We start from the raw sequence: 12,507 nt of genomic DNA, 5'->3' as shown, positions 1-12,507 counted from the left end.
GTGCTAGAATAGTAGAAAAAGTAAAAAAAGGAGTGTCCGCGTGAAGTTGTTCAGGAGAGTACGTAGTTGGATAGGCTCGCTGGCGATTGCCTATGTTTTGTCGCTGCTAATCGGCATCTTTTTTCTTCAACCCTATCGAGTGGACGGACACTCTATGGACCCGACGCTGCGCGATAATCAACGGTTATTCGTATCCAAGCTGTCTCACACTTTTTCTTACATGCCCGAGTATGGAGATATCGTCATTATTGACAGCCGGATTAGCCGAGATCGCAGCTTTATGGACGACGTAATGGAGAATCCGCTGATACAATTGCTGACTAGGGACGAAGATCGTATTTACTTTGTGAAGAGAGTAGTTGGCAAGCCGGGAGACGTGCTGGAGATCAACGGCGGAGAGCTATATCGCAATGGCGAAAAGCTCGACGAGCCGTATATTAAAGAAACGATGAACGCATATTCTCAAGGTAAGTGGGAGATTCCGGCTGGACATGTGTTTGTGATGGGCGACAACCGCAATCATAGCGACGACAGCCGATCGATCGGAGCGGTTCCTTTGAACCATGTATTGGGCAAGAAACTGTGAATGACACAATAAAACATCGCATGCTTTATCTGGCGGCCGCAGCGATGCTTATCGTTCTGGGACTCGGCGTCAGAAAGTATTCGTCGGAGTTGCCGTCATTGATTTCGGCTCACGCCGGAGACGCATTGTGGGCAGCGATGGTCTACTGCGGCTTCCGGGCCCTATTAATAAAAAGAAGCAGACTGATGGCCTTCTTGGCGGCGCTGAGCTTCAGCTTTGCGATCGAGTTCAGCCAACTGTATCAAGCGGACTGGATCAACGGCATTCGTGCGACGACGTTGGGGGCTTTGATTTTAGGTCATGGCTTCTTGGCGGTGGATTTGATTCGTTATTTAGTTGGCTGTGCGGTGGCCTTCGGGATTGATGGGCTGCGTGCGGGATTCAGATCAAGCTGATAAGGCTTTCTAGGCTGAGAAAAGGCGCATTATCCAACACGGACCAATCTGCCATTGGGCGGATTGACGGCTGAAGAGGATTCGGATACAGTCAAATAATCGGCGATAACCCCTGTAACAGGGCCGGTTATCGCTTTTGTTACGTTTGAGGCGCAAGGGGGTTAGGCATGGAAAATAAAGAAAAGACCGCAAAAACCAGATCCATCGGCCATTACTACGAGATGCTGAGCCGATATCTGCTGCCGCAGCGAAAAACGCTTATTGGGTTGGCGGCGCTGCTGTTCGCTTCGATCGGTTTGCAACTGGTCAATCCGCAAATCATTCGCTATTTTATCGATACGGCGCAATCCGATCGTTCGCTAGAACCGCTTTATTACGCCGCGCTGCTATTTATCGGCTTTTCGTTGTTCCAGCAGGTCGTCTCAGTCGTGGCGACTTATGTGAGCGAGAATTTGGCTTGGCGCACGACCAATCAGCTAAGGGGCGATCTGGCCGAGCACGGTCTGAAGCTCGATATGTCGTTCCATAAGTCGAATACGACAGGCTCGATCATCGAACGGGTGGACGGCGATGTCAACGCGCTTGCCAATTTCTTCTCCAGCTTTATCATTCATTTGGCTGGCAACCTGCTGTTAATGACGGGGATCATCATCCTCCTCTTCCGTGAAAATCCGCTGATTGGAGCGGGAATGCTTCTCTTCGTGATCGGGGCCGTGTTCGTCATCCAGTGGATTCGCAAGTTTGCGCTGCCGGTCTGGACGAAGTGGCGGCAGATTAATGCCGAGTTTTACGGCTTTATCGGCGAGCATTTGGAGGGAACGGAGGATACTCGGGCTAACGGAGCGACCGGTTTTGTTATGCGACGTTTTTACGGCTTGCTGCGCCGGATGCTGCCACTGCGCACGAAAGCGTTCCTCGGGTTCGCCTCGATGTGGGTCACGACGATTATCGTGTTCGCCTTGGGCAACGCGATGGCGTTTGCGATCAGTGCCTACCTCTGGAAGCAGGGCAGCATTACGATCGGGACAGTGTACCTGATTTTCTATTATACGGAACTGCTCGCCAAGCCGATCGAGAAGATACGCACCCAGATCGAAGATTTGCAGAAGGCGGACGCCAGCCTGGTGCGCATTCGCGAGCTGTTGGGGACGCGTTCGAAAATCGAGGACGGTCCGGGAGCGGAGCTGCCTTCGGGTCCGTTGGAGATCGTATTCGACGGCGTGACGTTCGGGTACGATGACGAGCCGACCCTGGCCGACATTGAGCTGCGGCTTGCCCCCGGCGAAGTGCTTGGGCTGCTCGGTCGGACCGGCAGCGGCAAATCGACGTTGGCGCGTTTGCTGCTCCGTTTCTACGATCCCCGTGAGGGAAGCGTTCGGCTCGGAGGCGTGGACATTCGCGAGTGCAAGCTTGGCGAGCTTCGGACGAAGGTTGCGTTCGTGACGCAAAACATCGAAATCATCCAAGGGAGCGTTCGCGACAATCTGACGTTCTATGACGAAAGCGTACCCGACGAGCGGATGATCGGCGTGCTTCGCGAGCTGGGACTGGGCGATTGGTACGATTCTCTGCCTGCCGGTCTGGATACGTCGTTGGCTTCGGGCGGCGGCAGTCTATCCGCAGGGGAAGGACAATTGCTGGCCTTCGCTCGGGTGTTCCTGACCGATCCGGGGCTTGTTATTCTGGATGAAGCATCGTCGCGGCTTGATCCGCTAACGGAGCATCGGCTGGAGCGTGCCGTCGACAAGCTGCTGCAAGATCGGAGCTGCATCATGATCGCGCACCGTTTGGCAACGGTTGAACGTGCGGATAAAATCGTCGTTCTGGAGCAGGGGCGCATCATTGAGAGCGGGCCGAGAAAGGCGTTGGCAGCCGACTCGAATTCGCGCTTCAGCCGCATGTTGGCTGCCGGCCTCGAGGAGGTGTTGGCATGAGTACATTCTCGTATATGTGGCGGATGATTCGCTACCGTCCGGGTTGGTATATTTTTAATGCGCTTGTCTGGACTGCGATTTATCTGATGCCGGTAGTGCCGGGTCTTGTCACGAAGGAGTTTTTCGACTCGTTGACAGGACATGCGGCAACTGGACTCAGTATATGGGCTCTGGTTGCGCTACTGGTAGGGTTCGCATTGGCCAGGAGCGCAATCGTGTATCTGGGATTCATTACGGACGTCAATTTCCGCTTCCGAGCGGGGATGCTTCTGCGTCGCAACGTGCTCGAGCACATTTTGAAGCGTCCGGGTGCGCGGGCGATTCCCGGCTCGCCGGGGGAGGCGATCAGCCACTTTCGCGACGACGTCGATCAATCGGAGGAGGCGGTCAGTTGGTCGGTAGACGTCTTCGGCATGACCTGCTTCGCCGTTGTATCGTGCTTCATTCTTCTGCGCATAGACGCCGAAATGACGACGCTCGTGTTTTTACCTCTCGTCATCGTAATTATCGCAGCGCAACTCGCCACGACAAGGCTGCAGAAGTATCGAGCGGCAAGCCGGGAATCGACAGCGAAGGTGACGGAAGCGATCAGTGAAATGTTCGGCAGCGTGCAAGCCATTCAGGTGGCCGGCGCCGAGCATCGCGTGACGGAACGGTTCAGAAAGCTCAATGACGACCGCCGCAAGTCGATGCTCAAGGATAAGCTGATGTCCGAAGCGTTGGACTCCGTGTTCTCCAATACGGTAAACCTGGGAACGGGACTGATTCTCCTGCTGGCCGGACACAAAATGCGCGGAGGCGAGTTCACGGTCGGCGATTTCTCGCTGTTCGTCTATTATTTGACGTTCGTGACCCAGTTTATCTCCAACTTCGGCAAGTTTCTGACCTATTTCAAGCAAATGTCGGTCGCTTTGGAGCGGCTGACGGGCCTTCTTCAAGGCGCGCCGGCCCAAGTGTTGACAGAGGCGAACACGCTTGGCGAAAAGGAACGGGAGACAAGGGCTGCAGAGACGGGACTGAGCGTGGAAGGACGGTTGGAGCAGCTCAATATCAGTGGGTTAACCTATCGGTATCCGGAGACGGGAAGGGGCGTTGAAGACATCGGGCTGCATCTGCGGCGGGGCACTTTTACCGTTGTTACGGGACCGGTCGGCTCCGGCAAAACGACGCTCGTTCGCACGCTGCTCGGCCTGTTGCCGCAGGATGCCGGGACGGTTCTCTGGAACGGGCGCGAGGTGGACGACGCGGGCAATTTCTTTATCCCGCCGCGCAGCGCCTATTCGGCTCAGGTTCCGAGGCTGTACAGCGACTCGCTGCGCGAAAACATTTTACTCGGTCTTGAAGACCGAGGCGGACAGTTGGACAGAGCGCTGCATACGGCGGTGATGGAGGAGGATTTGCGACATTTTCGCGAAGGGTTGGAGACAGTCATCGGACCGCGAGGGGTGAAGCTATCCGGAGGTCAGGCTCAGCGGACGGCGGCGGCGAGAATGCTCGTGCGGAACGCGGAGCTGTATGTATTCGACGATTTGTCGAGCGCGCTCGATGTCGAAACCGAGCAGAAGCTATGGGAGCGGCTGTTCAGCGACAGAGGAGACGCGACCTGCCTGGTCGTGTCTCACCGTAAAGCGGCGCTTGCTCGCGCCGACCACATTCTGGTTATGAAGGACGGTCGAATCGAGGCGGAGGGAACGGCGGAGCAACTGCTGGAGCGCAGCGAATCGTTCCGCAGACTGTGGTACGGAGACGAGGGAAGTTCGGAAACGCGAGAACGGGACGAATAGTTGGTTAAGAAAAAACACCCCCAACGTTAGCTTAGTTCTAACATTGGGGGGTGTTTTCATTATTTAGCTTCCTCGATGATTCCGAAGTAGCGGCCCAGCCAGTAAGGCAGCGTAACGATCGTTCCGCTCTCCATCGTCTTGTACGTATAGTTGAAGTTCGGGTCGACGCTGTACTTGCCTTCGTCGGTACGGAACGGATTGCCGTTGTTTTTCATGACTCGGCGTTCGTCCGTCGGCAGGGCGTAGTTCAATTGCTTGTCTAGTTTGTCCCGGTCGCCGTTTTCGATGAATAAGACGTCCTGACGGTTGTACTGTGCCGGCAAGGAAACCAAATATTCCGGCATGCGATACATATAGCGAACGGCAGACGCGATGTCTACAGTCGTATCCTCGGGATGCGCCAATTGATAGAGGAACGTGTAGAACGGGTTCTCTTCGCGGACCTCGTTCTCGTACCATTGATCAAAAGCGGCGACAATCTCCGCGCGTCTAGCCGAATCCTGTTCCTGCAAAACCAACTGATAGACCGGGAACCATCCGAGCTCTTCGTCGGAATAGTTGATGTACTGCGTCCAGTCGTTATGGAGGGTGGAGTTGATGTTGCTGTCCTTCTGTTGGTTGCCGGTATAACGATAGTTGTTGCGAGTAACAATTTCGTTGCCCATATGATTGTAGGCATTCGTCGCTTGGCGAATCAGGCGGCGTTCGATATATTCCTGTGCCAGATGAATGTAGCCTTTGCCGTTAGCATAAGGCTCAGCTTTGCTGTATTCTCCGTCAAAAGCCATATCGTATGCCGCTTGGTATCTGGCCGAATCAAGCGGATATGCTTCCGCTGTGACAGTAGACGCCGTTTTCAAGAACGCCATCAGTTGCAGCGCGTTAAGCGGGCCGTCCTCGAAGCCGTAAGACAGAGCATCGTCTCCGTTGGCGTCCACGCCGACCTTGGAGGACCATTGAGCCTGGCTTTGCATATCGCCAGTGCCGTCATTGAAATACTTGGCCAGCCAACGCGACCATTGCGTGGATTTTCCTGTGGCATCTTCGATGTAGTAGTTATCATTTTTGAGAATCAGATTGGCCATGCGGTGAGTCGCTTCCACTACGTAATTCTTCAGCTCGGAAAGCTGCGCATCCGACGAATCGTCGCATAAGTATTTATAAGCCGTGAAGAACAACGCGGAATGGCCCGCCACTTCGTCGGAGGAAGTATCCGCTTTATAGACGATTTGGTTCATGTCGATGAAGCCGTTGGAGCCGATGGCGCTTGATGGAAACAGGTCATTAAAGAAGGTCGGAATCTGTTCGTACACCGGAACGGTCAGTTGGAACAGCGGAGGATTGCTCGCGCTGGTCGTCTTGTCTTCGTCAGCTTGATTGTTGTTCGTTTTAGCTGTTATGACGGGCATAACCTGATACACATCGACTCCGTCCACCGTATCCACTTTGGTTTTAATATCGATGCCCAGCTTTTGTCCAACCGGACGCGTCGTGTTGAGCTCGTCGATCGCCTCCTGGCTTAAGCCGATTCCGTTGTAGTTCAGCACGTTCGTACCGCCGGACGGAAATAGCCTATCGCCGCTTTTTTTCACCGAATCCTTGGTCACTCGAACGATGGAATAGCCGATCGGCTGCACGCTGTCGCTCCGCTGCATCGTCGGAATGATCGGATTGGAGGCCGCATAGACGGCATCGGTCACGCTCACGCGATGATGGAACCAGAAGCCGTTCTGACTCTGATACCCATAGTCGTCGCCTGTCGTCGTCTGAGCCGCGTTCTCGGATGTCAGCATGTAGGAGCGCGCCGGGAAGCCGTTGCCCCGCCCCGAGACATAGTCCAGCAGCAGTACCGCCTTCGTGGCCCGAACCGCATCCGCCTTGGCCGCATCAATCTCGCTCTGATTTGCGCCCTCCGCCTTGAGCGTCCGATAGCGGAAAATTTCTCCGATCGCATACATGGACGTCCATAAGCCGTCATTATCGTCCGTCTTCGGATTGGACGTAAACGAACCCATGTCGAAATCAATGCCCGTCTGACCCGAATCCGGCGTAAACGTATATTCCGTTCCCGTTACCATGCCGCGGCGATCCTGCACGGAATCGTTCAACTTTTCGTAGACTTGTGTTTTATCCAGAATAGTTTTCATCCGCAGCTCGATATGCGTCACACCGCTTGCCGTTCGCACCCATACGCCGCCTTGGCCGTCGCTGGCCAGGCCAGTGACGACGTCGTCTCCGCCATACATATACCGCGGTCCGGCCATGTACTGGACGATGTCCCGGGCATCCTTCTCCTTGAAATTGACGCGCTGCAGGCCATTCGTCGTACCGATCCAATAGATGCCGTCGGCATCCTTGATCGCGCTCGTTACGTCTCCGGTTACTGCGGCAGGGAGGAACGTCAAATCATCCTTCGTAGTCACCCAAGCGATCGTTTCGGGCAGAGTCACACCCGCTTTATAGTAGGAAACGTGCTTCGTCGGCGTAGCTTCCAATTGATAGGTCTGATACTGCGCTCCTGCAGGCTTGCCTGCCGCTCCGAACGCCTGGCCGACGGGAAGCGAGAAGAGCATGGCCGCCGCCAGCGCACCCGCCGCCAGCTTGGTCCGTTTGGTCGTATTGAACATGGATTCAGTCCCCTTTCCTTATTTTCGAATGTACGATACGTCGTTCTCGGTAATAGCGAAGACGCCTGAGCTGCCATCCGAGATCAGAAGCAGCGTTTTGTTGTCCGCAAGCTGTTTGTTTTCCATTGTATATTCCGTTATGGCGTTTGTAGCCAAATTGATCTTCATGACGCCATTGTCCGTGCCAATCCACAGGTTCTCCCGTCTGGCGTCCAGAACGGAAGTGTTGACGCTGCGTAAGGCAGCGAAGATGGAAGGTTTTACGTCATAATCGGCATTGACGAATGTGTGGGAATTCGCGAAATTCGGCAACGTCGCTCCGATAACCGCGTTTGCCTCGGACGGTTTGTAGGTCGAATCTCTCACAAAACGCACATACTGCTTCACGTCTCCATAGGCTCCTGTTTCTGCGAATCCGCTAAGCACCTGGTCGTAACTATAGATTTTCGTGCTCAGGTCCACGCTGCCGCTGCCGCTGGTTCCGCCGCCGCCAGCGCCGCCGCTGCCGGAGGAGCTTTGTGTGACGGATTTGCCGGCGATAGTCGCGCTCTTCGCATTTAACGTCCATTTGCCTGGCGCTTTCTCGAAAGCGACGCCTTCCGCGTTAACGACGGCTTCGCCAATTTCGCCGGAGCCGGTCAGCGATACGCTTGCATCCGCAATCACCTTGCCGACTTGCGCTTTCCCGTCCAGCTTGGCTTTCGCGCCGCCGGCTTGCTTAGTGAAAGACAACGTTCCGATCTTCGAGGTTCCCAGGCTCACGGCTGCTGCAGAATCTACCGTTAGGAGTGTGACATCTCCGCTAACGGAGATCGATGCCGATGCCCCTGCTCGAACGTTCAGGCTGCCGATCGGAGTGGTCGAATCGTTAACGATCGCGGCGCCGGTCAGCGCTTCGATCCCGTTTTTCACGGAAGAGCTTCCGCTCAAGGTCAGCTTAGGTTGGCCTTGCGGGTTATTAATCTTGATCGTGCCGGCCGTCGTATTTTTCAAAACAATGCCCTGAGTTCCGCCCCCGAGCACGTAGATCGTACCTTCGACGACGCAGTCCTCAAGGGTGAAGCCGCCATTTCCGATTCCTGGAGCGAGATACAGATCGCCGGAGATTTTCGCGCCCTTCAGGACTCCTCCAGCGGTGTTGACCACCACGTTGCGTCCGTTCACATTCTCGTGTACGGAGGAATCGGAGATCAGGCTGCCCATGATATTGCTGATCATTTTGACAGCTTCAGCGCGGGACATGCCCTTTTTCGGCTGGAACGCTCCTCCCGCCCCTTGCGCGTAACCGGCTTCTTTCAGCGCATATACTGCAGATGCCGCCCACGAGGAGATTGCTGCATCATCAGAAAACGTTCCAGACGGGGCATTCGCGGAAACTACATCGAACACTCGGCTTAGAATCAGCGCCGCCTCTTCCCGAGTCAGCGCGGACAGGGGCTGAGCATTGCCCCGGGAGTCTCCCTGCAGAATGCCTGCGGCTTGTGCCTTGGCGATCTCCGCGGCGTACCAGGCCGAAGCGTCTACGTCCCCGAACTTCTTATCGCTCAAAGCCTGATAATTGAACACACGGTTAACGAAGGTCAGAAATTCGGCCCTATTAACCGTTTGCTGCGGGCGAAGCAGCCCGTTGCTGTCCCCCTTCAATAAACCGGCCTCCACCCAATAAGCCAGTTCCGCCGAAGCCCAAGCCGGAATCGGCTCCTTCGTTGCGGATGCGCTCGTCCATTGCCCGGCAGCGAATACTAGGGTCGACGCCATGGTAGCGATGGCGATCCCTTTTTGCAATTTTGTTCTCACATTCGTTCCTCCTTTGGCTTTATACCGGGTAACCCCAGCTTGTTTTGCGCCGAATCTGTCCAACCATCCGAAAGCGGTTGCAGTACTGAGTCACCCTCCCCTTACTGATTGGTTCAAATTGTAGTAACATTTCGTATTTATTATTTTATGTTTATAACAAATTGTCAATGTATTTATTTTGTTGTAAACAAGAAATATTTCAGTACATCGTAGACTGCTAGCTGCATCCCACTCTTTAATAAAGTTGAAAATCTTAATAAAATGGAATAATTTTGTTGAAAATTGTAGTTATTATCCAAGGTGATTAGTGAAATTGTTATTACAAATTGAACCAAAAAGGAGCTAAAAAGACAATATAAACTTATCAACCGGGGAGATTTTTTTCTAAAGCGGACCAATTCGAATACATAAACTTGAGGGAATCATGAAACTTCGCTCGAACTGACCGCCCCTACAGCCCGGGGTGCCGATTATGTGAGCAGATTCGAATTTCCGCCTGTTTCTCGCTGCTTGCGCGGCTCTTATGCAGATGCTAGGTGCCCGCAGTTTCAGATTAGATTTGTCGCTCCACGGTTCAGGCAAACAAGGTTGCTTTAGCCAGCCGATGATTTGGAGCTGAGGCCAAAAAAGTGCCTAGATGGCGGTGGGATGTGAGTATGGAGGCCCAAAAGGTGCCTTGACGGTGACGGGATGGGAGTATGGAGGCCAAAAAAGTGCCTTGACGGTGGAGGGATAGGAGTGTGGAGGTCAAAAAGGTGCCTTGACGATGGCGGGATGTGAGTATGGAGGCCAAAAAAGTGCCTTGACGGTGGCGGGACAGGAATGTGGAGGCCAAAAAAGTGCCTAGACGGTGGAGGGACAGAAGTGCGGAGGCCAGGTGGTCAGCCGTAGTTTTTAAAATTCGTTCCTCCCGCGGAGGAATTTCACCGCTTAGGTAGCCGCATAGGTAATTGCTTCGGATGACTCACCGGAAATAATACATTGAGTTTAACCGGCAGTTTCCGGGAAAAACAAAGGAATACCGAGATCGGAATGGCACTTGTTGTAAAATATAATTAACTGTGACACGATGGGGATAGCTGATCAAAAAACCAAGGGGACAAGAGACGATGGATATAAACAACAAACCGCTGAGCGCGGGATGGAATTTCGATAACAGCTATGCAGCGCTGCCCGATATGTTGTATACGAAAATGAGCCCGAAGTCGGTACGCGCACCGAAGCTGGTCGTTCTGAACGAGCGGCTGGCGGAGTCGCTTGGACTGAACGCGGAGGCACTGCGGAGCGACGATGCGGCGGACGTATTTGCGGGTAACCGAATTCCCGAAGGCGCCGAGCCTCTCGCTCAGGCCTATGCGGGGCACCAGTTCGGGCATTTCAACCGGCTTGGAGACGGAAGGGCCTTGCTGATTGGCGAGCAAATTACACCTTCAGGCGAGCGCTTCGATATTCAGCTCAAAGGCTCCGGCAGAACGCCTTACTCTCGCGGAGGAGACGGAAGGGCTGCGCTCGGGCCGATGCTGCGCGAATATATCATCAGCGAAGCGATGCACGCTCTAGGCATTCCCACGACGCGGAGTCTTGCGGTCGTGACGACCGGCGAGCCTATCCAGCGCGAGAAGGAGCTGCCTGGCGCCATACTGACGCGTGTAGCGGCCAGTCATATTCGCGTCGGAACTTTTCAATACGCGGCGGCGTGGGGAGGCGCAGAGGAACTGCGGAAGCTGACCGAATATACGCTGCTTCGGCATTTTCCGGAGGCTGCCGCGAACGGCGAAGTCGGCGGGGAGGGGAAAGACAGCGCGAGAGGAAGCTCCCTTCTGCTTCTGAACGAGGTGATCCGTCGTCAAGCCAAGCTGATCGCTCAATGGCAGCATGTCGGTTTTATTCATGGGGTGATGAATACTGACAACATGGCGCTTAGCGGCGAAACGATCGACTACGGCCCTTGTGCTTTCATGGACGTCTATGACCCGGCGACAGTGTTCAGTTCGATTGATTCGAACGGCCGGTACGCTTATGGGAACCAGCCGCAGATTGCTCTGTGGAATCTGTCGAGATTTGCGGAGACGCTGCTGCCCTTGCTGGATGACGAGGAGGAAAGGGCGATCTCCATTGCCGAACAAGCCCTTGGAGAGTTCGGAGTTCAGTACCACGAACATTGGTTGAGAGGCATGCGCGCAAAGCTGGGGATTTCCAATGCAGAGGAGCAGGATGAGGAACTCGTCCAAGACCTTCTCGTCCTGATGCAGAAGCACCGCGCCGACTACACGAATACTTTCCGCGCGCTGGCCGAAGACGAGCCGGAGAAGACGTCGCTCTACGAGATCGAGGAATTTCAACGTTGGCAGGAGCGGTGGCAGGCTAGGCTCGATCGGCAAGTAGCAAGCCGGGAGGAAGCGCGGCAGATGATGCGGAGCAGCAATCCTACCGTCATTCCGCGCAACCATCGAGTGGAAGAAGCGCTGGAGGCTGCTGCCGAACGCGGGGACTACAGCGTCATGGAGAGGCTGCTTGCCGTCCTCGCGCAGCCTTATGCGCATACCGCCGAGCAAGCGCCGTACTGCACGCTTCCCGATCCGTCAGGGCTCCCCTATCGAACGTTCTGCGGTACTTAACGCGGAGACGGATAACGTCCGGTTGATCCGGAATGGGCCAACCTCTCATAGGCGCTATTCCCCTATTTTGCGGTAAAAGCGGTGCGATTGAGAAAAAAAGGCGGAGAGCGCTTGCGATGCGGCGCTCTTGTTTCCGGCTTTCATCTGCTCGACGATGCGTTGTCTGTTTTCGGCTCCGGTCTTGGCGGCGCCCGGCACGGATAGCAGCTTCAGGCTTGTTTGCCGACGAAGGTGGATGATCGTCTGCATGAGCTTGGCGTATATCTGATTGCCGCATCTGTCCCCGACGTAGATGTCGATATGATCGAGCAGACCGGCCAACTTCTCGGGCGTACCGGTATCGGAGAGCGCGACAAGCTCGTCGAGCATACTCTCAAGGGGCGCGTACTCGCTCTCTTCCATATGATCGACGGCGCTCATATAGATTGCCGATTCGATCAGCTTGCGCGCGGCATACACCTCATCGAGATTATCGATTTCCTTATGGAACATCCAGGCAATCGTTTCTCCCGGAATGGGCATTTCCTTGAGCGATACGAAAGTTCCTTCCCCTGCCTTGATTGTCACCAGTCCGACTAGCGACAGCGCACGCAGCGCCTCTCGAATGCGTCCCCGGGTAACGCCGAGCTCGACCGCGAGGTCGCGTTCGGGGGGCAATTGCTCTCCAGGCTGCAAATTACCCGATGTGATTAGAGAAGCGATCTGCTCCATGATCTGCTCGGTAACGGTAATTTTTTTGATCGATTCAAACTTGGCCATCCGAACA

General features: G+C 54.8%; 8 protein-coding genes. 5 read left to right on the top strand and 3 right to left on the bottom strand.

The genetic code is table 11. The annotated features are described in order from the left end of the window. Positions 1–40: 40 nt before the first annotated feature. The 4 genes from lepB (at position 41) to DFP98_RS35650 (ending at position 4,699) form a co-directional block, all read left to right on the top strand. Positions 41–586: a signal peptidase I gene (gene lepB / locus DFP98_RS35665; RefSeq protein WP_116065410.1), complete on the top strand. Its 546-nt coding sequence runs from the start codon at positions 41–43 to the stop codon at positions 584–586. 44 nt (positions 587–630) lie between these two features. Next, positions 631–981 carry a ribosomal maturation YjgA family protein gene (locus DFP98_RS35660; RefSeq protein WP_246017068.1) on the top strand — a complete coding sequence of 117 codons (351 nt, stop codon included), beginning with the start codon at positions 631–633 and terminating at the stop codon, positions 979–981. Positions 982–1,148: 167 nt separating this feature from the next. After that, positions 1,149–2,915 carry an ABC transporter ATP-binding protein gene (locus DFP98_RS35655; RefSeq protein WP_246017064.1) on the top strand — a complete coding sequence of 589 codons (1,767 nt, stop codon included), beginning with the start codon at positions 1,149–1,151 and terminating at the stop codon, positions 2,913–2,915. Further along, positions 2,912–4,699, top strand: coding sequence for an ABC transporter ATP-binding protein (locus DFP98_RS35650; RefSeq protein WP_116065408.1), 1,788 nt, complete (start codon positions 2,912–2,914; stop codon positions 4,697–4,699). The genes DFP98_RS35655 and DFP98_RS35650 overlap by 4 nt, the downstream gene beginning before the upstream one ends. Positions 4,700–4,758: 59 nt before the next feature. On the opposite strand, the gene DFP98_RS35645 is transcribed toward DFP98_RS35650, so the two are convergent. Both DFP98_RS35645 and DFP98_RS35640 read right to left on the bottom strand, forming a co-directional pair. Further along, the gene (locus DFP98_RS35645; RefSeq protein WP_116065407.1) at positions 4,759–7,326 is read right to left on the bottom strand and encodes a hypothetical protein; all 2,568 of its coding nucleotides are present in this window, start codon (positions 7,324–7,326) and stop codon (positions 4,759–4,761) included. An 18-nt stretch (positions 7,327–7,344) separates the two neighbouring features. Beyond that, entirely contained in the window at positions 7,345–9,123 is a 1,779-nt protein-coding gene (locus tag DFP98_RS35640) for an S-layer homology domain-containing protein (protein WP_116065406.1), read from the bottom strand. A gap of 1,109 nt (positions 9,124–10,232) precedes the next feature. Between DFP98_RS35640 and DFP98_RS35635 the strand changes: the two genes are divergently transcribed. Continuing rightward, positions 10,233–11,741, top strand: a complete 1,509-nt coding sequence (locus DFP98_RS35635) for a protein adenylyltransferase SelO (RefSeq protein WP_116065405.1) — start codon at positions 10,233–10,235, stop codon at positions 11,739–11,741. A 54-nt stretch (positions 11,742–11,795) separates the two neighbouring features. On the opposite strand, the gene DFP98_RS35630 is transcribed toward DFP98_RS35635, so the two are convergent. Then, positions 11,796–12,500, bottom strand: coding sequence for a FadR/GntR family transcriptional regulator (locus tag DFP98_RS35630; RefSeq protein WP_116065404.1), 705 nt, complete (start codon positions 12,498–12,500; stop codon positions 11,796–11,798). Positions 12,501–12,507 lie beyond the last annotated feature (7 nt).

Origin of the sequence: Cohnella phaseoli (assembly GCF_003386235.1) — a bacterium.
Classification (GTDB): domain Bacteria; phylum Bacillota; class Bacilli; order Paenibacillales; family Paenibacillaceae; genus Cohnella; species Cohnella phaseoli.
This window is presented reverse-complemented; position numbering and strand designations above follow the sequence as displayed.